This is a genomic window from Aeromonas cavernicola, from assembly GCF_002795305.1.
Classification (GTDB): domain Bacteria; phylum Pseudomonadota; class Gammaproteobacteria; order Enterobacterales; family Aeromonadaceae; genus Aeromonas; species Aeromonas cavernicola.
On sequence record NZ_PGGC01000105.1, the window covers coordinates 1 to 23,354 of the forward strand.

The following is a 23,354-nucleotide window of genomic DNA, read 5'->3' on the forward strand; positions in this document are numbered from 1 at the left end:
GCGGCGCTTAACATCACTGACATCAGGTGCCAACGCTGCGGCAGTGCATGGCAAAAACTGTGTACCGCCAGCTCCGGCTTAGCCAAATACCCGTCGCTGACCACAAAATAGACCCCCGAGGTCCCCAGCGACAGCATGGCTTGACCTGCTTGATGCAAACCAACGCCCACAGCCCCTGCGGCGTTATCGCCCCCTCCTGCCACGATGGGCACCCGCTTCATTCCCCACGCTTGCGCTTGTGAGGCGCTCAATTCGGCGCAGAACTGGTTACCCTCAAATAGCGCAGGCATCTGGGCTGCGGTAAGGTCCGTTGCGGCCAACAGATCATCGCTCCACGCCCGCTTTGCCACATCCAACCAGAGGGTGCCCGCAGCATCAGACATATCAGTGGCAAACTCTCCACTCATCCGCCAGCGCAGGTAGTCCTTGGGCAGGAGCACCTTGTCAACCCGTGCAAAGGCCACAGGTTCATGTTCTGCCACCCAACGTAACTTAGGTGCCGTAAACCCAGGCATCATCAGATTGCCGGTGAGTTGACGCGAGGCGGGCACCTGCTGCTCCAACGCCCGGCATTGCGCCGCGCTGCGCCCATCGTTCCACAAGATGGCGGGACGCAGCACCTTGCCCTGTTGATCGAGCAAGGTCGCACCGTGCATCTGTCCACTCAAGCCGATGGCCGTGACCTGCGCGAGTGATACCTGCGTACCCACCGCGCACACCGCCTGATCGGTGGCTTGCCACCACTGCTCAGGGTCTTGCTCAGACCATAGCGGCTGAGGGCGGCTGATCGCCAATGGCACGCTTTGACTTGCTACCACCTGCCCCTCTTCATTGATGGCAATGACCTTCACTCCCGAGGTCCCTAAATCAATCCCCAGATACATAATCCACTCTCCTAAAAAGCAAAACCCCCGGTCAAACGCCGGGGGCTAGGCACTTAGCCGTAGATGTAACGACTGACCAGATTTTCCAGCATCTCCTGTTGCCCAGAGTGATGCTGCGGTGACAACCCATGTTGCTCGGTGTGATGGGCCACCGCGTCTAATGAGAGCTTACCTTGCAAAATTTGCTGACCTAGCTCACCACTCCATGCCCCGTAGCGCTGTGATACCCGCTGGGCCAGCGTCCCCTCCTCCACCATGGCAGCGGCATTTTTAAGGGAGAGCGCCAAGGTGTCCATCGCCCCAATATGGCCATGGAACAGATCGTACTTATCGTTACTCTGGCGGCGCACCTTGGCATCGAAGTTAAACCCACCGGTGGTGAAGCCTCCCGCCTTGAGGATCTCATACATCACCAAGGTGTTCTCTTCGACACTGTTGGGGAACTGATCGGTATCCCAACCCAGCTGAGGATCACCCCTGTTGGCATCAATGGAGCCGAAAATCCCTAAGGCGATGGCCGACGCCACTTCGTGATGGAAGGTATGGCCAGCCAAGGTCGCATGGTTTGCTTCAATATTGACTTTGATCTCTTTTTCCAGCCCAAACTGCTTCAAGAAGCCATAGACGGTGGCCACATCATAGTCATATTGATGCTTGGTGGGCTCCTGTGGCTTGGGTTCAATCAGTAATGAGCCTTGAAACCCGATCTTGTGTTTATGCTCGACCACCATCTGCATAAAGCGGCCAAGCTGCTCACGCTCTTGACGCAGATCGGTATTGAGCAGCGTCTCATACCCCTCACGCCCGCCCCATAGCACGTAGTTTTCTCCTCCCAACTGCAAGGTCGCCTGCATCGCATGGCATACCTGCGTGGCCGCCCAAGCGAATACCTCAGGATTCGGGTTGGTTGCCGCCCCTGCACCATAACGTGGATGAGAGAAACAATTCGCCGTGCCCCATAACAGCTTAACGCCAGTGGCCTGCTGCTTGGCGGCCAGCACGTCGGTCAGCGCATGCAAGTTGTTGATGTATTCGCGCACGGAAGCCCCTTCTGGCGCCACATCCACATCGTGGAAGCAGTAATACGGCACCCCCAGCTTGCTGAAAAACTCAAACGCAACATCGGCCTTGAGCTTGGCCTGGGCCAAGGCGTCACCGGGCTGCTGCCACGGATGGGTAAAGATCCCTTGGCCAAACACGTCCGATCCGTTCCAACAGAAATTGTGCCAATAGCAAACGGCAAAGCGCAGATGATCGGCCATGCGTTTGCCGAGCACGATCTCATCGGGATTGTAGTGGCGAAACGCCAGTGGATTACGACTATGGCGGCCTTCATAACGAATATTGTCCACCTGGTCAAAATAAGCGGGCATGGTAAACTCCTTTGGCAATAAATAATGGATTGTCCGATTTATCTTGGAATTGGAGTCATCCTTGTCGCAACTACGATATTTCTTAGCCGGATTAAGATAATTAACAAATGTGCGGTAGCTCTCATTTATGACTGCTGCTGCAACAATTCACCTTCTTTTTGTCCAATAAGGCGAAACATGATCTTGCTCATAAATTTGCAAACAAACCAAAAAACATAATCCCACCGGAAAATTCGGCAATTGCTGTCCCCCATTCCCTCGCTAACAATCCCTCCCGTCCTTGCTGTTTTAAAGGCTGACGTTATCCCAACGGCACCATTATTGCCGCCCTGTCTACAAGGAGATGTAATATGAGATTAAACAATATCGCAGTCACTATATTGACAGCATTAACCTTACTCACCAGTGGTGCTGAGGCTAAATCAGTCACCATTGGTATGGCAATTGATGATCTACGTCTGGAACGCTGGCAAAAAGACCGTGACATTTTCGTCAAAAAAGCCGAGTCATTAGGGGCCAACGTATTTGTTCAATCGGCCAACGGTAATGAAGAAACACAAATGGCGCAGATTGAAAACATGATCAACCGCGGCGTGGATGTGTTAGTGATTATTCCATACAACGGTCAAGTATTGAGTAACGTAGTGGCGGAAGCGAAACGGGAAGGAATTAAGGTACTCGCTTATGATCGTGTCATTAATAATGCTGACATTGATTTTTATATCTCCTTCGATAACGAAAAAGTCGGCGAGATGCAGGCCCGCAGTATTTTGCAAAAAGTCCCAAGCGGTAACTACTTTTTGATGGGCGGATCGCCGGTTGATAATAATGCCAAGCTGTTTCGCAAGGGCCAGATGAATGTGCTGGAGCCCCTCATCCAATCCGGCAAGGTGAAAGTAGTCGGTGATCAGTGGGCCGATGCGTGGCTGGCAGAGAACGCACTGAAAATCATGGAAAACGCGCTAACAGCCAATCGTAACCAGATTGATGCGGTGGTGGCCTCTAACGATGCGACCGCTGGCGGGGCCATTCAGGCACTGGCCGCCCAAGGGCTCGCTGGCAAGGTGGCGATTTCGGGGCAAGACGCCGATCTGGCTGGCATCAAACGAATTGTTGCCGGCACCCAAACCATGACGGTGTATAAGCCTATCACCAAGCTCGCGGATACCGCCGCAGATATTTCGGTACAACTCGGCGAAGGCAAAACACCCACCTCGAACGCCACCTTAAATAATGGGTTAAAAGATATCCCATCTTATTTATTAACACCGATCGCGGTCGATCAATCCAATATCGACAGCACCATCATTGCCGATGGTTTTCATAGTAAAGCGCAGGTCTATCAATAATCACATGGGCAGAGTTAAATCTGCCCTTATCCATATTATTTCAGCCAGGAGGTGCTATGCCTTATCTGCTAGAAATGAGGAATATCACCAAGCGCTTTGGCAATGTCACCGCGCTTGATGATATTACCCTGCAAATAAAAGCGGGCGAGGTGGTTTCCCTGTGCGGTGAGAATGGCTCAGGTAAATCTACTTTGATGAAGATTTTAAGTGGCATTTATCCTTACGGGGACTTTTCTGGTGACATTTATTTCGCTGGTGAAGTGCTGCGGGCTAACAATATTAGGGACAGTGAAGCCCGTGGCATCGCCATTATTCATCAGGAGCTGGCGCTGGTTAAAGAGATGAGTATTCTCGAAAACCTTTTTTTAGGTTCCGAATGGGTTAAATATGGCATTTTAGATTATGACCGTATGTATTTACGCTGCCGGACCATGCTCGCCCAAGTAAAACTGGATATGGATCCTCACACCAAAGTCAGTGAATTGGGACTTGGCCAACAGCAATTAGTAGAAATCGCCAAAGCCCTCAACAAACAGGTGCGTTTATTGATTTTGGATGAGCCCACCGCCTCCCTGACTGAACGTGAAACCGATATTTTGCTCGATATTGTCCGTGATTTACGTCAGCACGGTATCGCCTGTATTTATATTTCTCACAAATTAAATGAAGTACAGGCTATTTCAGACAGTATTTGTGTGATCCGGGATGGTAAACATATCGCTACCCGATCAGCCGAGACCCTCTCGCAAACCGACATCATTGCCATGATGGTGGGCCGCGAATTAAGCGAGCTCTACCCACCTCGGCAACATCAACGGGGCAAGGCCCTACTAGAGGTGCAGGGGCTCACGGCGTGGCACCCCATCAACCGCCATATCAAGCGGGTCGATAATGCCAGCTTCACCCTGCACCAAGGGGAGATCCTCGGTGTGGCAGGGTTAGTCGGCTCAGGGCGAACCGATCTGGTGCAATGTTTGTTTGGCGCTTACCCCGGTCGCTGGCAAGGCACTCTGCTGCTCGATGGTCAACCGGTCACTATTCACACCTGTCGTGATGCCATGGCACAAGGGATCGCCATGGTGCCTGAAGATCGCAAGAAAGATGGCATCGTCCCCATCATGGGGGTGGGCGCTAACATCACCCTCGCTTCGCTCGATCGCTACTGTAGCGTGGCTACGCTGCTGGACATGGCAGGTGAGCAAGCCGCCATCGGTCATTCACTGCAGCGTTTAAAAGTGAAGACGTCATCCGCAGAGCTGCCTATTGGTCGGTTAAGTGGCGGCAACCAACAAAAGGCCATCTTGGCCAAGTGCCTGTTGCTCAATCCACGCATCCTGATCCTTGACGAGCCGACCCGAGGGATCGATGTCGGCGCCAAACATGAAATCTACAAGCTCATTCACCAGCTAGTGGCACAAGGGATCGCCGTCATGGTGATCTCCTCCGAACTTCCGGAGGTGCTGGGACTGAGCGACCGAGTTCTGGTCATGCACCAAGGCTGCATCAAAGCCTGTCTCGATAACCATCACCTAACCCAAGAGCAGGTGATGGATGCTGCATTAAGGAGTGAATACCATGCTGAAAGTCACGCAAGCTGAAGCCATGGCTCCCACAGGGGCTCGCGTAAACCTGAAAAAACTCAACCTGCAAATACTGGTGATGCTGGCCGCCATCGTGGTCATTGTGCTGTTCTTCACGCTGGCCACCGATGGCGCCTACCTGAGCGCCCGTAATATCTCCAACTTGCTGCGACAAACTGCCATTACCGGCATCCTTGCGGTAGGGATGGTGTTTGTCATCATTGCCGCTGAGATTGATCTGTCGGTCGGCTCGATGATGGGGCTACTCGGCGGTATGGCCGCAATCCTGGATGTCTGGTATGGCTGGCCCTTACCGTTGACCATTGCGCTTACCTTAAGCTGCGGCCTGCTCCTTGGGGCTTGGAATGGCTGGTGGGTGGCCTATCGCAAAGTCCCCTCTTTTATCGTGACCCTCGCGGGGATGCTGGCATTTCGCGGTATTTTGATCGGCATCACTAACGGCACCACCGTGGCCCCGACCAGCCAAGCCATGTCCCAGATTGGCCAGAGCTACTTGCCAGGGATCGCCGGCTTTACCCTCGGCAGTCTCGGTTTAGCCCTGTTTATCCTCTGGCAATGGTGGATGAGACGCCAACGCTCGGCACTGGGATTACCCGTTAATGGCGCCACCAGTGAAGCAGGCCGCCACGGCGTTACCGCCCTACTGGTCCTGGGCAGCATCTACTTGCTGAATGATTACCGTGGGGTGCCGACGCCGGTGCTGATCCTGGTCGCCCTGATGCTGATCGGTATGTTTATGGCCACCCGCACCGCCTTTGGCCGCCGTATTTATGCCATCGGTGGCAACATTGATGCCGCGCGCCTCTCTGGGGTCAATGTCGAGCGCTCGAAGCTCATCGTATTTGCCCTCAACGGCTTGATGGTGGCCGTCGCCGGGTTAATCCTGAGCTCACGTCTGGGAGCTGGCTCCCCGTCTGCGGGTAACATTGCCGAGCTCGATGCCATCGCAGCCTGCGTGATTGGCGGCACCAGCCTAGCAGGTGGGGTCGGCACCGTGGCGGGAGCCGTGATGGGGGCGTTTATCATGTCATCCCTCGACAATGGTATGAGCATGCTGGATGTGCCGACCTTCTGGCAGTACATCGTTAAGGGCGCCATTTTGTTACTGGCGGTCTGGTTAGATTCCGCAACCAAACGTCGGGCTTGATCGCATGTGCCCATCTTGAGCCCAATAAGGGACAAGATGGGCACCCTTCGGACGATGCAGGTCACATTTGCCTAGTCACTCCCCTCCCTTGGTCGATGTGGTGTGCTATTGAATATGCCCCTGCCCAACCACGCTGGTTATCCAGCAGAGAGTACCCTGTTCAATGTTTCCCAAACGCTACCGGATTAGTCTGTTATTCAATGCTAACAAGGTCTATGACCGCCAAGTCGTCGAAGGCGTAGGAGAGTACCTGCAAGCCTCGCTGGTGGACTGGGATATCTTCATCGACGAGGATTTCCGGGCTCGGCCTAGCCAATTGTCCACTTGGTTAGGAGATGGCGTGATCGCTGACTTCGATGATCCTGAAATTGAGCAAGCTCTGCGCCCCCTGACCCTGCCGATGGTGGGCGTTGGCGGCTCTTACTATCAGCTGGCTGACTACCCACCGGTGCACTACATCGCGACCGATAACGACCAGCTGGTCAGCAGTGCAGTGCAACATCTCAAAGCACGCGGGGTCACCCGTTTTGCGTTTTATGGGGTGCCGGAGCATCCAGGTAAACGCTGGGCCATGGAGCGAGAGCAAGCCTTTTTGCGCCTGATGACTAACGAGATGTACCAAGGAATTGTCTATCGCGGCATGGAGACCCTGCCAGATAACTGGCAATACGCTCAAAATCGGCTAGCCGACTGGCTGCAAACCCTACCTAGTCATACCGGCATCATTGCCGTCACCGATGCCCGCGCCCGCCACCTGCTACAAGCCTGCGAACACCTCGACATCGCCGTGCCCGAGCAACTGTGCGTGATTGGTATCGATAATGAAGAACTGACCCGCTACCTCTCTCGGGTTCCGCTCTCATCAGTTGCCCAAGGCACCCGCCAAATGGGCTATCAGGCGGCCAAACTGCTGCACCAGTTATTGCGCGAAGAGGCGCCTTCAACCTTGCAGCGGATTCGGGTACCGCCAGCGCAGGTGGTGGCCCGCCGCTCGACCGATTACCGCTCGCTACGGGATCCGTCCGTTATTCAGGCGATGCATTACATTCGCAATCACGCCGTGCGGGGCATTAAGGTTGAGCAGGTGTTAGATGCCATCGGCGTCTCCCGCTCCAATCTGGAAAAGCGCTTTAAAGAGGAAACCGGACAAACGATCCATGGTGCTATTCACGATGAAAAGCTGCAGCGAGCCCGCCAGCTATTGACCAGCAGCGCGCTATCGATCAACGAGATTTCTCTCTCCTGCGGCTACCCTTCAGTGCAATATTTCTACAGCGTGTTTAAAAAGGCATTTGCCAGTACCCCCCGAGAGTACCGTGAGCGCCATTTAGGTGTGATAGAGGGGATTGAATAGATTCAGACAAGAGCGCTAAACAGCCCTAGGTAATCCCCCCAGAGCACTTCAGCCGTTCAGCTGAATAGCCGATGTGATCATGATGAGCAAACTGAATAGGCTGGTTCTATCTGCGGCCAAGCTCCAAGTATGGCTGCCCCTAGGATTGGCGCAGCAACGTGATCGCTGCTTTATGAAACGGTACCTATCACGGTACTTTCTGGCAGGGGAGACGGCTCACAATAGGGGATACGACTCAAGACGGGGGCGTTGATAAGGGCGGCGAGTTGATCCGAGCGGCGTAAGCTAGTATCGGCCAGCTCCACTAGCAGCGCGAGGCCACAGCCTAGACCGATGCCGCCGACAATGCCTGCTAGCAGAAACACAATCAGTGGAAAATTACTCGGTTTACTGGGAGCAAAAGGTTTATCTATGACTTTGATCCGCTCACCCGGTTCAAAATTGCCCAATGCTCCGGTGACTTTTGCCTTCTCGTAACGCAGTAATAGATCCTGATATAGCGAGCGTTTGACTTCAAGGTCGCGTACTAATTCTGCCAGTTGACGCTCAACTTCCCCTTGTGAATCAACGGTTTTTGATAAACCGTCCAGCTGAGCTTGCAAACCGGTTGCGTTTTGCTCCGCCTCTGTCGCCTGCTCTTTAGCTCTCGTCCAAACAGCATCTATCGCAGTGCCTGGCTGCGTTTTTAAACCATCTAACTCCTGCTGCAATTGTTCTATCTGATAAACAAGGCTCTGAATTTTACTGTGGCCATTACTATAACGAGCGCGAAGTAATGACAGCTCCGTTTTCATTAGCTGTAATTTTTCAGTCAATTGGCGTGCTAGCGGATTTTCTTGACCTTGGGATAATTGTTCAAACCGTGCTTTTGCCTGCTGCACCATTATTATACTCTCGGCGTAGCGCTCTTTGAGAGTATAGAGTCGCGCTATATTGGCATTCTGCTGTTCCGGCAGTGCATTTGCGTGTTCACGCTTAAACCGAGAGAGTAACTCTTCAGCATTTTGTAATTCACTGCGGCGGCTATCGAGTTGACTTTGTAAAAAGCGCTCTGACGATTCGGCAGATTGGCGGCCTTTACTCAGCAAATTAAAAAAGAAACGTCGCGATACCGCCTCTACTAGTCCTGCACTATTTTCCGCTGAATCTGCTCTGACTTTTAACTCGATCACCTCATCACCAATAAGACGAATAGATACTGCTGCTGATAACCAATCCATGACCAGATCTCGCTGAGTGGGAGAGGTATCATCGTTTACTAGCCCTCGGTCTCGTGCTACACCGTCGAGCACATAGCGGCTACGTAGTAAGGCTTCCAGCACAGCAAAACGATCTTTTAGACTTTCTTGGGTGATTAGGTCTTTCAAGGTCGGCGTTTGATTTGAATCTTGTGGCACCATAAAAGTGGTGCGACTTTCATACTCTTTGGGGGTCAATAAACCTACTGCAATGCCTACGAATGGCATGACTAATACAGGCATTAGCAATAAATATCGCCGACGCCAAGCAGCAGAGAGAATAAGAAACAAGTTGTAATATATCTGGCTTGGCATGACATCACTCCTTACAAGAAAATGTCAGACTGAGTTATATAATAATTTTCGTTTTGAGAAAGCAGATTTTCATCACCCACACCTATAAGTAGCGATTATAGTGATACTGGTTTTTATTACCTTAAACTTCTCGTCTATCAGGGAACCTCCGAATGGCGTCTGTTAGCTCAGCATCTCCCAACTCACATCACTCTGTTGTGGTCCAGATTGTGCAGCATTTACAACCTGGAGGATTAGAAATAATGGTATTAAACCTTCATCAAGCCAACAGAGAGTACCAACCGATGTACATCATTTCTCTGGAAGGGGCTAAAGAAGATCTCTTGGCAACGTGGCCTGCTCTTGCCCCTTTCGCTGACCAAATTTATTGCTTAGCGAAGCCTAGCGCGTGGTCGCTCACCACCATTTATCGATTAACAAGGTTGCTTTATCAACTCAGACCAAAAGTGGTGCACACACACCATATTGGACCGCTCATTTACGGTGGATTGGCAAGTAAACTTGCTTTCGTACCAAAACTTATCCATACCGACCATGATGCTTGGTATCTTGATGATCCCCACCTGTGTCAATTAGCAAAAGGCGCCATAAAAATACTGCGTCCTGTTCTGATTGCTAATGCGGCTCCTGTTGCGAGGCAAGTACAAGACCGACTCGGCCCAGACCAGCTGCAAGTCATCGTAAATGGTATTGATGAACAACGCTTCAAGATGGCCTCTGCTTCTCAAGCCCGTGAATGCTTGGGGTTGCCATCAGACGTTAAACTCATCGGCTGTGCCGCTCGTCTAGAGCTAGTTAAAGGTCATGATTTATTGCTCTTAGCGATGACATATTTGCCGCAAGATGTGCATCTTGCTTTGGCTGGGGTAGGGAGTTTACAGCCCGAGTTAGAAAAACAGTGCGTCCAGCTTGAGATTACATCTAGGGTTCACTTTTTGGGATTAGTCAATGATATGCCTTGTTTTTATCAAGGGTTAGATCTGTTCTGCCTACCATCATTAGCGGAAGGAATGCCGCTTTCGATATTAGAAGCACAAGCTTGTGGCGTCCCTGTTGTGATGAGTGCGGTGGGCGCCGCCCAAGATATTGTCTGCCCGCAAAGTGGTCAGTTATTGACAACGCGAGACCCACAACACTTGACACAGTTGTTAACCCTTGGGTTACAGCACTCAGAGGATATTCGGCAGTTAACGCGTGAATTTGTATGCAAACAGGGAACACTTAAGCAAATGGTGGAAGCTTATAGGTTGGTATATTCCGATTAACAGCTAATAGTCTGATAACACAAAGCTAGGATTACCGGTTGGCTATTGGCTATATGATAAGGAGCATCCTATGGAATGGTTGACGATAATATTTTGGCTATCTTCTGCCTTGGTTATTTATCATCACCTAGGCTATCCATTATTACTAAAATGGTTAGGGAAAAGTAAGCGTAATCAGATGCAATATCCTATCCCCTTAATTCGAGGATTGATAAATATCCCTCAAGATGCTGATTTACCCAGAATCACACTCATAATGCCAATTTACAATGAGGCCGCGACTCTCGCCGCCAAGTTACAAAATATAGCAAGCCTTGACTATCCGTCTGATAAATTATCTGTTCATCTTCATTTTGATGGCTGCAGCGATGAAAGCTACCCGATTGCTCTTCGCCAGCGAGATGATCCTATTTTACAGCAATTAAATATTCGTTTATTTAATTATCCTACTAACCGAGGCAAAGTGGCTGTTCTAAATGAAGCAATTGGACAAGTCGATACTGAGTTAATTGCCCTTACGGATGTTTCCGCTCTGCTGCCAATTGATAGTCTGCTACTTGCTGTTGCACACTTTAACGATCCAGAGGTAGGTGTCGTTGGTGAAGCATATCGTTTTTGGCAACCAGGTTCACAAGGAGAAGAGAGTTACTGGCACTATCAAAGTGAGATTAAAATATGTGAATCAGCCCTTGGTGGCATGCTAGGGGCTCACGGTGCTTTCTATGTCATGCGCCGAGCATGCTTTACGACATTGGCTGCAGATACCATCAATGATGACTTTATAATTCCAATGCAAGCAATTGCAAAAGGTTATCGAGCGATATATGACAATCGAAGTGCCGCACTGGAATTAGAAGTGTCTGATGCCGAATTAGAAGCAACACGCCGCCAGCGTATAGGTGCAGGAAATACCCAACAGCTGTTGCGCTTATTGCCCTTGTTACACCCTAAATTTGGCTGGGTTGCGTTCAACTTTGCCAGTGGTAAAGGGCTACGGGTAATCATGCCATTATGCTTAATGTTACTTTTGCTGTGCGCGATTCCGCTAGCTTTTTCGTCACCATTATTCACCGTCATACTTAGTTTACAGCTAGTTGTATATACGATAGTGCTCTTTATCCAATTCATCCCTCATTATTCGTGGTCTACCTACCTGCGCAAGATTCACTATCTTGTTGTTGGACACTGGTATAATGGCTTGGGTACTCTGCGCTATTTTATGCGGGCTGTTAATCGTACGATTAAACAGGAGAAAACGATATGAGTCGTCCTATTCCACGAGTAACATTAGTAACCAAGCGAATAATGGATATCGTAGGTGCAACACTTGGTTTATTGCTAACGCTGCCATTATGGCCTTTTATTATGCTCGCTATTCGTTTCGATAGCCCAGGTCCTGTCTTTTTTCGCCAATTACGGATTGGCCGTAGCCATGCGCACTACACCGAACTGTTTTTAATGATCAAGTTTCGTACTATGCGGGCGGATGCAGAAGTCGGAACAGGGCCAGTTTGGTGTGGTAAAGCCGATACTCGCATTACTCGCAGCGGGCAGTTTTTACGTAAAACGAGACTTGATGAATTACCTCAGTTTATCAATGTGCTGAAGGGAGAAATGTCACTGATCGGGCCTCGTCCCGAACGGCCAGGAATAGCTAATCGCTTAGAGGATGCAGTCCCCTTCTTCACTGAACGCACCTATGAAATTGCCCCAGGCATCACTGGATTAGCGCAAGTCAATCAGGGATATGATGAGAACTTAGACGATGTACGTAGCAAACTTGCCTACGACTTAGCATATTCAATTGCTTTGCTTCACCCGTGGCGTTGGTTACTGCAAGACATTTATATAATAGGGAAAACGATCGCCATTATGGTGGGAAAAAAGGGGCGATGAACTATAGAAGGTGCGAATAAATGAGTCGTACCTTCTATAGTCACGATTGAATAAAAATTTAAATCAAAATGGCATTTTAAAACCCGGTGGCAATTGCATGCCGCCAGTTAGCTCACCCATTTTGGTTTTGTTCTGCTCTTCCACGCGACGCACGGCATCGTTACAGGCCGCAGCAACCAAGTCTTCCAGCAGCTCTTTATCATCTTCCATCAAGGAGGGATCGATCTCGATACGGCGCACACTGTGGCTGCCGGTCATGGTGACTTTGACCATGCCAGCACCGGCTTCGCCGGTCACTTCCATCTGAGCAAGCTGCTCTTGCATCTTCTGCATCCGCTCTTGCATCTGTTGGGCCTGCTTCATCAGGTTCCCCATTCCACCTTTACCAAACATAGGTCATCTCTCGTCTTGAAATCCGGCATCCAGCGCCGGGCTGTGGGCTTGCCTGCCCTCACAATGGGGATAAGCAAGCGGCTTTTCAACCAAGAGCGCGCTCTTGGCTAGTGTCTAACGATTGAGTGGCTCAACCGTCTCGCTGTGGAGTACCGCACCAAAGCGCTGTACTAGAAATTGCACATTGGGATCGTCGTGCAGATCCCGGGTTACCTGTTCACGCACCCCAACATAAAGTCGGTGCTCAATGTCAAGGGGGGTCTCTTGGTCTGGCACCACACCAAGGGTCACCTCAACCTGCACCGGTTGGCCCAGTGCAGGCCCGATGATGTCAGCCAGATCGGCGCGGGCCTTATCGCTCACCAAATGACGTTGCTCCGGTTTTAAGAGCAGTCGTACTAGCCCTCCCTCTTGGCTCATCACCGAATTAATGGCTAGCTGACGTAGCCGCCCGCCCAGCTGACTGTGGGCAATCAGCTCAGCCCACCGGTCACCACAATGATTGAGCAAGGACGCGGGGATCAGGCGACTCACCTCACCCTCTTGTAGCGGCTCGTTATCGCCCTCTAGTTCATCCCAGTTGATGGTCTCCATCATGGGAGGGACAGATTCAGTTTGTTCCTGTTGTGGGTCGGCAAACGCTGCGCGAGTAACGGACGCAACGCCCTCAGGCGCAAGGGCCGGCATCACTGTCGGCGCCGTGGTGCCATGCCCTGCGGGCTGATAGCTCAGCTGCCCCGCAAGATCCCAAGGGGGGAGATCGCTCATATCGGTTACCGCCATCGCGGGGGCGCGACTTGGCGCTGGGGCAACCCCAGCAGCCCCCTGACGAAGGTACTCTTCATACTCCTCGTTATGACCGTGGGGCTCATCATCTTCACCATAGAGGCTCACCGGCGGCAAATCCTCATAGTGATGAATGCTCGCCATCCCCTGCCCTGCTGGTTGAGCAAGCTGGGGCGCGGCAGCGGGCGGCGAAACCGGGGGCGCCGTCGTGACTGGCACGGTGCGCGCCGTGGCAGCTGCTGGGGCATCCTGACCACGCTGACGGCTACGCAGCATGTTTCGCTTACCCAACAAGCTCTGCATATTCGCCACCGCCGACACCGGGTCAGGGGCTGGCTCAGAGGCAGGCATCGGCGCTACTGCTGGCTCAGCTGAGGGCTGGAACACGGGTTGAGTAACCGGATAAGCCACTGGCTCGGCAGCCTCATTCACCACCTCGTCCGGCAATGCAGATCCTGCTGATGCCAGTGGATCATCCACCGTGAACGGCTGATGAGACAGTGGCGCAGCCTGCTCAGCTAACTGAGTGGGGAGCTGATCCGCTAAAGGATCATCAGGTGAGCCCAGATCATCCGCAGGCGTGGCATCCGTAGCCGTAGCAGGCGCGGGGGCATAGCCCATCTCCTGCGCTGCTTGCAGCAATTGCGCCTGCTGGCTAAACAGCTCGGCGGCCTGCGCCGCGTCACGGTCAGCGCCCAGTGCGCTTTCATCCGCCGCCAGCACCGCCAGACTCGGCGCGCCAGCCACGGGATCGCTCACCCCCTCGGCAACTGACGCGCTGGCCTGCCATGCCGAGTCAGCGGCTGGGCGCTTTCCCAGTGGGCTTGCAGCATCCCCCAACGCGATAGGGAGCGGGCTGATGGGCGCAGGAACCAAGCTAGTGAGATTGGCAGGATGGAGCACCTCGCGCTGAGGCGAAAAAGCCAGCATCCGCAGGCAGGTCATCTCCAGCGCCGTGCGGCCATCGGGGGCCCACGGCAGATCTTTACGCCCGCCTAACACAATCTGGTAATAGAGCTGCACCTCTTCTGGGCTCATCGCCTTGGCCAACTGTTGCAGGGCATCGGCATCAGCCCCCTGCTCCTGCACGCTGGCGGGCAGCAACTGCGCCATGGCGATGCGATGGAGCAAGCCTGCTAGCTCAGCGAGGAGCTGATCAAAATCGGGGCCTAAGGTCGCAATCTCGCTGATTTTGGCCATGGTGGCTGGCCCATCTTGGCGCAACATCACCGCTAGCAGCTGGTGCAGATGGTGGTGATCGAGGGTGCCCAGCATCGCCTGCACACTCGCCAGCCCCACACTGCCATTGCCGTGGGCCAACGCCTGATCGGTCAAACTCAAGGCATCACGCATACTGCCATCGGCCGCCTTGGCCAACGCCTGCAACGCGCGCGGCTCAAAGGGTTGTCCCTCCTGCTCCAGCACCCATTCGAGCTGCTTGGCGATCTGGATCTGATCCAGACTTTTCAAATGAAACTGCAAGCAGCGCGAGAGGATGGTAATAGGCAGCTTCTGCGGGTCGGTGGTGGCCAGCAAAAACTTCACATAAGGAGGCGGCTCTTCAAGGGTTTTTAGCAGCGCATTGAAGCTGTGGCGCGACAACATGTGTACCTCATCGATGAGGTAGACCTTGAAGCGGCCACGGGCCGGGCGGTACTGCACGTTGTCAAGCAACTCGCGGGTATCTTCCACCTTGGTGCGGGACGCCGCATCGATCTCCAGCAGATCGACAAAGTTGCCCTGATCGATCTCGCGGCAGGTATCGCACACCCCGCATGGGCGGCTACTGACCCCCTGCTCGCAATTGAGGCTTTTGGCCAAAATACGGGCGATGGTAGTCTTACCCACCCCGCGAGTGCCGCTGAGCAGATACGCATGATGAAGCCGTCCCTGATCCAAGGCATTGGTCAAGGCGGTCAGCACATGATGCTGGCCTACCACTTGTTCAAACGTGTGGGGGCGCCATTTGCGCGCCAGAACCTGATAGCTCATAGATCTCGATGCAGGAATGACAAGGCATTGACGCCGGATGCTAACACAAATGGAGGGCAGGCTGTATCAGGGATCGGTACGGTCTGGCGGGATTGGGTAAATTTCAAACCGATGCCGAGCGAGACACCGGTTTGGGACTAACCGCCACCGCCGCAGGGCGATGGCATCACCACGTGCTTATTCGCCGGCGAACTCAACCAGCGCTAACACCTTGACGCCCGCCGCGCTCAAGCGAGCGGAGCCGCCGAGTTCAGGCAACGAGATCACAAATGCGGCATCGGCCACGGTGCCACCAGCACGACGGATAAGTTTGATCGCCGCATCGACGGTGCCGCCGGTGGCCAATAAGTCATCGACCACTAACACCTTGTCACCGGCCACAATGGCATCGGTGTGCATTTGCAAAGTATCCGTGCCGTACTCCAGCGCGTAAGACTCCTCAATCACGGCGCGGGGCAACTTGCCGGGCTTGCGCACGGGCACAAAACCAATGCCCAGCGCACACGCTACAGGGGCGCCAAAAATAAAGCCACGGGCTTCGGTGCCAACGATTTTAGTGATCCCTTGATCACGATAATGCTCAGTCAGCAGATCGATCGTGGCTTTAAACGCCTGGGCATCCTCTACCAGGCTAGTGATATCGCGAAACAAGATACCCGGCTTGGGGTAGTCGGGAATGGCCTTGATGCTCGCTTCGATTAATTTCAGGGTGTCCGGATTCATGGTATGACCGTTTGTGTATCGACCCAGTGGGTCCTTGATCTTACGCTTCCCGCCAGCGGGAAATAAAAAAGCCCGTCATGCAAAACTGACAGGCTAACGCTAATAGCATTTTGCCGCGCTAGCTTAGGGTCTTCACTTCTTCATTGCAACAGGGTCTAGCACTGGCACGCGCATCAACCACGCCAACAACAGCGCCATCATCACCAGCAACATCCCCTTGAGCCAAAGAGGGGGCACCACCAGCAACGACACCGAAAAACTGATCACAATCAGTGCCACCGCGCGGCGCCGGGCAGCACGGCGAATGCCTCGGTGCTGTTGCCAATCAGCAATCGGCGCACCAAACCAAGGGTGGGTCAGCAACCAGTGATGAAAACGTACCGATGAGCGGGCAAACAACGCCGCCGCCAGCAGCATAAATGGCGTCGTCGGCAATAGCGGCAGCACCACCCCAAGCACCCCGATGGCAAACGACAACCAGCCCAACCCCAACAAACACCAGCGCTTCATCACCGCTCCTTAGCTCGCTTACCTAGCCAGCCCCTCACCCTAGCAACGCCAGTCACCTTGCCACCGGCCCCCGCAATGCTCTGTTAGCAACATGAACCTGTTAACATCTTGGGCTTGTTAACACCATGACCCTATCAACAAATAGGGATTGCCTAATGTATTGGTTCACTGCCCGTCGGGCAAATCGGGATAAAAGATCACAGCGCACTGATTTAGCTGAAAAAATGATACGCTGCTCGCCACCCTTATGTACCACCTTCAAGGCCAGTGTGCGATGCAACAATGCGGTATTTATGAACAACTCATGACTCAACTGCTGGCCGCTCGGCTCGACCGCAAGCGCTTTTTCGTCGGCGAGCGCCAGCTTGACCCTGCCGAAGCGGCCGTCTGGTTATCCCGGTTTCTGAGTCGTATTTTGGAATATGCGGTGGGGTCGGTCACGGGAGAGGACCCACTGCAACGGCAGATTGAACTGGCCAACCAGCTATTGCTGTGGCTCAAAGAGCGCATACCAGATCCCGATTTTATTAGCGAGAACCTGATTGATAGTCAGGGCAAGATCCTGACCGCGCTTTATCAATTAGATAACCCTATCTCGGCCAATTTAAAGCAATACGCCGCGGATATATTTCCGCTGACCGGCCTGACACAGAGCGAACTGTTTTGTGGCAGCAATGCGGGTTTGTCGATGGAGGCGGAGCTTAAACGGGAGATATTATCGGCAGATAGCATCTGCTGGCTGGTCTCATTTATTAAATGGGCAGGTATCCGAATTTTCCGTCATGAGTTGGAAGAGTTCACCCGCAGCGGTCGCCAATTAAAAGTGATTACCACCTCATACATGGGGGCAACCGACGCCAAGGCGGTCGAATTTTTAGCCAACCTCCCCAACTCCGAAGTCAAACTCAGCTACAACACTCAGCGCGAACGGCTACATGCCAAGAGCTATCTCTTTTGCCGAAATACCGGCTTTCATACCGGCTATATAGGTTCATCCAACCTCTCTCATTCTGCCCTCACCAGCGGTTTGGAGTGGAACCTAAAAATCACCTCGCAAGAGATCCCTCATATTATCGAGAAATCCCTGAGTACCTTTGAAACCTATTGGGAATCCGATGATTTCGAGCTGTTTGATGGCAAGCCCGAATGCCGCACGAAACTACAACATGCGCTGCAAGAGGCACGTGGCGATGGGGACAAAAATAGCCCGGCCTATTTCTTTGATATCACGCCGTTTCCCCATCAACAGGAGATCCTTGAGCAATTGGCGATGGAGCGCGCTTTACACCAGCGCTTTCGTAACTTGGTGGTGGCGGCTACCGGTACAGGGAAAACCCTGATCTCCGCCTTTGATTTTGCGCGCTTTCTGAAAACCAAACCCGATGCCAAGTTTCTGTTTGTCGCCCACAAAGAGGAGATCTTGCGCCAAGCATTGGCCTCATACCGCGGTGTGCTCAAGCAAGCCAATTTTGGCGAACTCTTGGTCGGCGGTGCCGTGCCAACACACTACCGTCAACTATTTGCCTCGGTGCAATCCTTGAATAACCAGCTGGCTAATTTACGTCTTAGCCCAGACTATTTCGATTACATCGTCATTGATGAGGTTCACCATATTGCGGCGGCAAGTTATCGCGGTCTGCTCGCCGCCTTTGAGCCTCACATTCTGTTGGGATTAACCGCAACGCCAGAGCGCCATGATGGCGGTGATATTCTTGCCGACTTTTGTGGTGTCATCGCAGCAGAGATACGCTTGCCCGAGGCCATCAATTGTCGCCATCTCTGTCCGTTCCAATATTTTGGTATCGATGATGATACTGACTTGCGCCAAGTGGCTTGGAAAAATGGCCGTTATGACATCACTGAGCTCACCAATATCTATACCCACAATCAGCAGCGGGTACAGAAAATCGTCCAGAGCCTCAATGAGATCGTCACCGATATTACCAAGATCAAAACACTGGCATTTTGTGTGAGCCGTGAACATGCCGATTTTATGCGCAAGGCCTTTTTATTGAAGGGCATCAAGGCTGACATCCTCACCAGCGATAACCGAGACGAGCGGCATAGTAAGCAACAAGATTTGCGTTCCGGCGTTATCAATATTCTCTGCGTGGTGGATATCTTCAACGAAGGGGTTGATATCCCAGAAGTCGATACCTTGCTGTTTTTACGACCAACGGAAAGCCTCACCATCTTTTTACAGCAATTAGGGCGGGGCCTGCGGCTGGCGAGCGATAAAGAGTGCTGCACCGTGTTGGACTTTGTTGGGAATGCCCGTGCTGAGTATGACTTTGCCCAGAAATTCCGGGCACTGGTGGGTAAAACCAATAAGGCGATCAGCCACGAAATCAAACAGGGCTTCCCTCACGCCCCCTTGGGTTGCCGCATCGAGCTCTCAAAACAGACCCAAGAGTTAATTCTGAGCAATATCAATAGAGCGACCCTTAATACCTCGCGCCTCATGGGCCTGATCCGCCGTTTCTCACAGGAGTGTGATTTACCGCTGACGCTAGAGAACTTTTTGAAGTTCTACCCTCATATCAGCCTTGAGGAGATCTACAAGCGTGGCAATTGGAGCACCTTAGTCAAACAGGCCCGCAACCACACCGTTGCTGAAATGAGCGATGAGAAGCTGTCGACCCTCTACACCCGGGCCATCCAAAAACGGCTATTGGGCTGCGATGCGCTCCATTACTTGAACTTCTTACAAACCTTGGTGGCAAGTCACTTTACTTTGAGCACCGAGTACGATGAACGGATGGCCTTGATGTGCCATTACGACTTCTGGCAAAAGAGCGGCCCCAACGCAGGCTTTAGCTGCTTGGCGCACAGCCTGAAACAACTCAATCAACCTGAATTAAGGGCCGAGCTGGCAGATCTGTTGCCCATGCTGATAAACCGGGTGCAGCACGAACAAAGCGCCATGCCCGACCTTCCCGACAATCCACTGCAACTGCATGCCCGTTATGCCAGAGAGCAGGTGCTGGTTGGCTTTGGCGCGACCACCTTCGCGCAGCAACCCACGGCTCGCGAAGGGGTCTATGTCATCGCAGAGCAAAATATCGAGTTGCTGTTCGTGACCTTGAACAAAACGGAACAGCACTTCTCCCCCACCACCCGTTATCACGACTACGCCATCAACGAGTCGCTGTTTCATTGGCAGAGCCAAAACAGCGCTCGCCCAGAACGGGGTAAGGGGCTGAGTTACATAAATCACAGGGCAGAGGGTAAGCGCTTATTTTTGTTCGTCCGCGAGCAGAGCAAAGACGAATTTGGCCGCACCATTGGCTTTGTGAACTTTGGCGAAGTGGAGTACGTATCCCACACTGGCAGCCAACCGATGAACATTAAATGGCGTCTCACTACTGCGATGCCGCCATTTATGTGGCAAGAGGCCGCCAAATTGGCTGTTGGTTAGTAAGGCTTCTCACCCGGTGGGAAGATGACGTAAAACCCACCGGATTCTCGCCCAAAACTCCGGCTAAATTATCCAGTTGCATAATACCCATGCGGCCTGGCGGTTGTTTAACGTGGCCTAACATCAGATAATACCGCCCGCCTTTAACCCGGATCACCCGATGTACAGTGACGGTAAGTGATGACTGAGTACCTGCTTTTATTGATCGGCACCGTGCTGGTGAACAACTTTGTGCTAGTGAAGTTTCTTGGCCTGTGCCCCTTTATGGGGGTGTCGGGTAAGTTGGAAACCGCCATCGGCATGGGGCTGGCCACCACCTTTGTGCTCACCCTCGCCAGTGCCTGTGCCTATCTGGTGGAGCACTACATCCTGCTGCCGCTGGAGATCGTCTATCTGCGTACCCTCGCCTTTATTTTGGTGATCGCCGTGGTGGTGCAATTCACCGAGATGGTGGTGCGCAAAAGCAGCCCTATGTTGTATCGCCTGCTGGGGATTTTTCTGCCGCTGATCACCACTAACTGCGCCGTGCTCGGGGTCGCGCTGCTCAATATCAACGAGCGCCACGATTTTATGCAGAGCGTGATTTATGGCTTTGGCGCCGCCTGTGGCTTCTCGTTGGTGCTCATCCTGTTTGCCGCGATGCGCGAGCGGCTGGTGGCGGCCGATGTGCCCGCGCCGTTTCGCGGGGTGTCGATTGCGATGATCACGGCAGGGCTGATGTCGCTGGCGTTTATGGGCTTTACCGGCCTTATCAAGATGTAACCATGACTCATATTTTGCTTGCTATTGCGGTGCTGACCCTGCTGGCGTTGATCTTTGGGATCGCACTCGGGTTTGCCGCCGTCAAATTTCATGTCAAAGCCGACCCTATCGTCGAGCGGCTCGATGCCCTGCTGCCCCAGACCCAGTGTGGCCAGTGCGGCTATCCCGGCTGCAAGCCCTACGCCGAGGCGCTCGCTAACGGCGATCAGATCAACAAGTGCGTGCCCGGTGGTGACGCCACCATGCACAAGATTGCCGATCTGATGGGGGTGGAACCCCAGCCGCTGGGCGGTGCCGAGGCCGCAGTGCCGGTCAAGAAGGTCGCCTTTATCCATGAAGATCAGTGTATTGGCTGCACTAAGTGCATTCAGGCTTGCCCGGTGGATGCCATCATCGGCGCCACCAAGGCGATGCATACCGTGCTGGCCAGCGAGTGCACCGGTTGCGATCTCTGTGTCGATCCCTGCCCGACTGACTGCATCGAGATGATCCCCGTGCCCACCACGGTCGATAACTGGAAGTGGGATCTCAAGAACGTGCAGGTTCCGGTCAAGATTCCCGTCAAGATAGTTGAATAAATAGCCGAATAAATAACGGAATAACCAGCGGAGTAATCATGCAGTCCTTACTCGAACGCATCAAAGCCGGCACCTTGTGGGATTTTCACGGCGGCATTCATCCAGCCGACAACAAGCGCCAATCCAGCCAGTCCGCCGTGGTGGAAGCAGGCCTGCCGCCCCAGCTGATTATTCCGCTGCGTCAACACGCAGGCCCCGCAGGGCATCTGCTGGTACAGGTCGGGGATCGGGTCAAAAAAGGCCAAGCGCTGACCCGCTACCTCAAGGGGCGCACCCTGCCCGTTCACGCCAGCACCTCGGGCACCATCAGCGCCATCGCCCATCACACCGTTGCGCATCCCTCTGGGCTTGATGATCTCTGTATCATCCTCACCCCCGATGGCGAGGATGTGTGGGGCGAGCGCAACGGCACAGCCGATTACCGGACGTTAGAGCGAGGCGAGCTGCTAGAGCGGATCCAGCAGGCGGGTATTGCGGGCCTAGGTGGCGCCGTGTTCCCGACCCACAGCAAGCTGGATGGCCGTGGCCAGCTGACCGAGATCTTGATTGTCAACGGGCTCGAATGCGAGCCCTACATCAGCACCGACGATCGGCTGATGCAGCAGTACGCTGATGAGATCATGGATGGCATCCGGGTGCTCAAGCACCTGCTCAAGCCCAAACTGACCCTGATCGGGGTGGAAGACAACAAGCCCGAGGCGATCGCCGCGCTGACCCAGCACGCCACCGACCCCGATGTGCTGGTTAAGACGGTGCCGACCAAGTACCCCTCAGGTGGCGCCAAGCAGACCATCGAGCTGCTGACTGGTCGTCAGGTACCCAAGGGGGGCCGCGCGGTCGATATCGGCATCATGGTGCTAAACGTCGCCACCGTGTTTGCCATCAAGCGCGCCATTATCGACGGCGAGCCGCTGATCGAGCGGATCGTCACCCTCACCGGCGACAGCTTCAAGCAGCCCGGTAACGCGTGGGTGCGGCTCGGCACACCGGTGCGCTGGCTGTTGCAACGCTTCGAGCTGCAACCGGAAGCGGAGCAGCGAGTGATCATGGGGGGGCCAATGATGGGCTTTACCCTGCCCCACGCCATGGTGCCGGTGGTCAAGGCCACCAACTGTCTGCTGGCCCCTACCCAAGCCGAACTGCCCGCCCCCGGCCCGGAACAAGCCTGTATCCGTTGCAGCGCCTGCGCCGATGCCTGCCCCGCTACCCTGCTGCCGCAAGAGCTCTACTGGTACAGCCGGGCCAAGGAGTATGACAAGGCCGAGCAGCTCAACCTGATGGACTGCATCGAGTGCGGTGCCTGCGCTTGGGTCTGCCCGAGCGAGATCCCGCTGGTGCAGTACTACAAGATTGCCAAAGATGACATTCGCGAAGCGCGCAGCGAGGCGGCCAAAGCCGAGCGAGCCAAGCAGCGTTTTGAAGCCAAACAGGCCCGCTTCGAGCGTGATAAGGCGGCCCGCGAAGCGCGCCATGCCGACGCCGCCGCCCAGCGCCGTCAGGCGATGACCGCAGCTGCCGGAGAAGACCCGGTCGCTGCGGCACTGGCTCGGATCAAGGCCAAACAAGAGGCCCCCATCACCGCTATGACAACCCTGGCCGTCCCCGCCGAGGGCCAACCTGACAACAGCGCGGTGATCGCCGCCCGCGAAGCCCGCAAACGGGAAGCAGAAGCGCGCCGCGCTGCCAAGCTGGCCGAAAGCGCAAACGGCGAGACTGCCGCCGCTGCGCCGCCATCCGCCGAGACGGGTGACTCCGCCAGCTGCGGTCACC

Annotated in this window: 18 protein-coding genes; 11 read left to right on the top strand and 7 right to left on the bottom strand. The window is 53.8% G+C overall.

Annotated elements, in window-relative coordinates; translation table 11 throughout:
- On the bottom strand, window positions 1-884 hold an 884-nt coding region (gene xylB / locus CUC53_RS12280; RefSeq protein ID WP_100294434.1), incomplete at its 3' end, for a xylulokinase.
- Between the two features lie 53 nt (window positions 885-937).
- On the bottom strand, window positions 938-2,257 hold the full coding sequence (xylA, locus tag CUC53_RS12285; RefSeq protein ID WP_100294435.1) for a xylose isomerase: 1,320 nt from the start codon (window positions 2,255-2,257) through the stop codon (window positions 938-940).
- Window positions 2,258-2,607: 350 nt separating this feature from the next.
- Between xylA and xylF the strand changes: the two genes are divergently transcribed.
- The 4 genes from xylF to xylR all read left to right on the top strand — a co-directional run bounded on the left by xylF (window position 2,608) and on the right by xylR (window position 7,708).
- Window positions 2,608-3,606, top strand: coding sequence for a D-xylose ABC transporter substrate-binding protein (xylF, locus tag CUC53_RS12290; RefSeq protein ID WP_100294436.1), 999 nt, complete (start codon window positions 2,608-2,610; stop codon window positions 3,604-3,606).
- A 56-nt stretch (window positions 3,607-3,662) separates the two neighbouring features.
- Window positions 3,663-5,204, top strand: a complete 1,542-nt coding sequence (locus tag CUC53_RS12295; protein WP_100294437.1) for a xylose ABC transporter ATP-binding protein — start codon at window positions 3,663-3,665, stop codon at window positions 5,202-5,204.
- Window positions 5,182-6,354, top strand: coding sequence for a sugar ABC transporter permease (locus CUC53_RS12300; protein ID WP_100294438.1), 1,173 nt, complete (start codon window positions 5,182-5,184; stop codon window positions 6,352-6,354). Before CUC53_RS12295 ends, CUC53_RS12300 begins: the two co-directional genes overlap by 23 nt.
- Window positions 6,355-6,517: 163 nt before the next feature.
- Entirely contained in the window at window positions 6,518-7,708 is a 1,191-nt protein-coding gene (gene xylR / locus CUC53_RS12305; protein WP_100294439.1) for a D-xylose utilization transcriptional activator XylR, read from the top strand.
- Window positions 7,709-7,878: 170 nt separating this feature from the next.
- Here the strand turns inward: xylR and CUC53_RS12310 are convergent, their stop codons facing one another.
- Complete coding sequence (locus tag CUC53_RS12310) at window positions 7,879-9,261, bottom strand: GumC family protein (RefSeq protein ID WP_100294440.1); 1,383 nt, start codon at window positions 9,259-9,261, stop codon at window positions 7,879-7,881.
- Between the two features lie 152 nt (window positions 9,262-9,413).
- Here CUC53_RS12310 and CUC53_RS12315 point away from each other — a divergent pair, with 152 nt between their 5' ends.
- From CUC53_RS12315 to CUC53_RS12325, 3 genes are all read left to right on the top strand, one after another.
- Complete coding sequence (locus CUC53_RS12315) at window positions 9,414-10,526, top strand: glycosyltransferase (RefSeq protein WP_100294441.1); 1,113 nt, start codon at window positions 9,414-9,416, stop codon at window positions 10,524-10,526.
- Window positions 10,527-10,596: 70 nt separating this feature from the next.
- Window positions 10,597-11,790: a glycosyltransferase family 2 protein gene (locus CUC53_RS12320; RefSeq protein WP_100294442.1), complete on the top strand. Its 1,194-nt coding sequence runs from the start codon at window positions 10,597-10,599 to the stop codon at window positions 11,788-11,790.
- Window positions 11,787-12,422: a sugar transferase gene (locus CUC53_RS12325; RefSeq protein WP_100294443.1), complete on the top strand. Its 636-nt coding sequence runs from the start codon at window positions 11,787-11,789 to the stop codon at window positions 12,420-12,422. Before CUC53_RS12320 ends, CUC53_RS12325 begins: the two co-directional genes overlap by 4 nt.
- Window positions 12,423-12,485: 63 nt before the next feature.
- Here CUC53_RS12325 and CUC53_RS12330 read toward each other — a convergent pair whose 3' ends face one another.
- The 4 genes from CUC53_RS12330 to CUC53_RS12345 all read right to left on the bottom strand — a co-directional run bounded on the left by CUC53_RS12330 (window position 12,486) and on the right by CUC53_RS12345 (window position 16,826).
- A complete protein-coding gene (locus tag CUC53_RS12330) occupies window positions 12,486-12,815 on the bottom strand; it encodes a YbaB/EbfC family nucleoid-associated protein (protein ID WP_041210739.1) in 330 nt (109 codons plus the stop codon).
- A gap of 114 nt (window positions 12,816-12,929) precedes the next feature.
- Complete coding sequence (dnaX, locus tag CUC53_RS12335) at window positions 12,930-15,593, bottom strand: DNA polymerase III subunit gamma/tau (protein ID WP_100294444.1); 2,664 nt, start codon at window positions 15,591-15,593, stop codon at window positions 12,930-12,932.
- 177 nt (window positions 15,594-15,770) lie between these two features.
- Window positions 15,771-16,316: an adenine phosphoribosyltransferase gene (gene apt, locus CUC53_RS12340; protein WP_100294445.1), complete on the bottom strand. Its 546-nt coding sequence runs from the start codon at window positions 16,314-16,316 to the stop codon at window positions 15,771-15,773.
- Window positions 16,317-16,448: 132 nt separating this feature from the next.
- The gene (locus tag CUC53_RS12345; RefSeq protein WP_100294446.1) at window positions 16,449-16,826 is read right to left on the bottom strand and encodes a YbaN family protein; all 378 of its coding nucleotides are present in this window, start codon (window positions 16,824-16,826) and stop codon (window positions 16,449-16,451) included.
- A gap of 274 nt (window positions 16,827-17,100) precedes the next feature.
- On the opposite strand from CUC53_RS12345, the gene CUC53_RS12350 reads away from it, so the two are divergent.
- From CUC53_RS12350 to rsxC, 4 genes are all read left to right on the top strand, one after another.
- The gene (locus CUC53_RS12350) at window positions 17,101-20,244 is read left to right on the top strand and encodes a DEAD/DEAH box helicase (protein ID WP_100294450.1); all 3,144 of its coding nucleotides are present in this window, start codon (window positions 17,101-17,103) and stop codon (window positions 20,242-20,244) included.
- A gap of 180 nt (window positions 20,245-20,424) precedes the next feature.
- Window positions 20,425-21,006, top strand: coding sequence for an electron transport complex subunit RsxA (gene rsxA / locus CUC53_RS12355; RefSeq protein WP_100294447.1), 582 nt, complete (start codon window positions 20,425-20,427; stop codon window positions 21,004-21,006).
- 2 nt (window positions 21,007-21,008) lie between these two features.
- Window positions 21,009-21,584, top strand: coding sequence for an electron transport complex subunit RsxB (gene rsxB / locus CUC53_RS12360; protein ID WP_100294448.1), 576 nt, complete (start codon window positions 21,009-21,011; stop codon window positions 21,582-21,584).
- Between the two features lie 38 nt (window positions 21,585-21,622).
- Window positions 21,623-23,354: electron transport complex subunit RsxC (gene rsxC, locus CUC53_RS12365; RefSeq protein WP_100294449.1), on the top strand; the 1,732-nt coding region annotated here is incomplete at its 3' end.

Bases quoted from the DNA above. Each gene is read 5' to 3' on its own strand.
- xylA (WP_100294435.1), bottom strand. From the start codon at position 2,257: ATGCCCGCTTATTTTGACCAGGTGGACAATATTCGTTATGAAGGCCGC.
- xylF (WP_100294436.1), top strand. From the start codon at position 2,608: ATGAGATTAAACAATATCGCAGTCACTATATTGACAGCATTAACCTTA.
- CUC53_RS12295 (WP_100294437.1), top strand. From the start codon at position 3,663: ATGCCTTATCTGCTAGAAATGAGGAATATCACCAAGCGCTTTGGCAAT.
- CUC53_RS12300 (WP_100294438.1), top strand. From the start codon at position 5,182: ATGCTGAAAGTCACGCAAGCTGAAGCCATGGCTCCCACAGGGGCTCGC.
- xylR (WP_100294439.1), top strand. From the start codon at position 6,518: ATGTTTCCCAAACGCTACCGGATTAGTCTGTTATTCAATGCTAACAAG.
- CUC53_RS12310 (WP_100294440.1), bottom strand. From the start codon at position 9,261: ATGCCAAGCCAGATATATTACAACTTGTTTCTTATTCTCTCTGCTGCT.
- CUC53_RS12315 (WP_100294441.1), top strand. From the start codon at position 9,414: ATGGCGTCTGTTAGCTCAGCATCTCCCAACTCACATCACTCTGTTGTG.
- CUC53_RS12320 (WP_100294442.1), top strand. From the start codon at position 10,597: ATGGAATGGTTGACGATAATATTTTGGCTATCTTCTGCCTTGGTTATT.
- CUC53_RS12325 (WP_100294443.1), top strand. From the start codon at position 11,787: ATGAGTCGTCCTATTCCACGAGTAACATTAGTAACCAAGCGAATAATG.
- CUC53_RS12330 (WP_041210739.1), bottom strand. From the start codon at position 12,815: ATGTTTGGTAAAGGTGGAATGGGGAACCTGATGAAGCAGGCCCAACAG.
- dnaX (WP_100294444.1), bottom strand. From the start codon at position 15,593: ATGAGCTATCAGGTTCTGGCGCGCAAATGGCGCCCCCACACGTTTGAA.
- apt (WP_100294445.1), bottom strand. From the start codon at position 16,316: ATGAATCCGGACACCCTGAAATTAATCGAAGCGAGCATCAAGGCCATT.
- CUC53_RS12345 (WP_100294446.1), bottom strand. From the start codon at position 16,826: ATGAAGCGCTGGTGTTTGTTGGGGTTGGGCTGGTTGTCGTTTGCCATC.
- CUC53_RS12350 (WP_100294450.1), top strand. From the start codon at position 17,101: ATGCAACAATGCGGTATTTATGAACAACTCATGACTCAACTGCTGGCC.
- rsxA (WP_100294447.1), top strand. From the start codon at position 20,425: ATGACTGAGTACCTGCTTTTATTGATCGGCACCGTGCTGGTGAACAAC.
- rsxB (WP_100294448.1), top strand. From the start codon at position 21,009: ATGACTCATATTTTGCTTGCTATTGCGGTGCTGACCCTGCTGGCGTTG.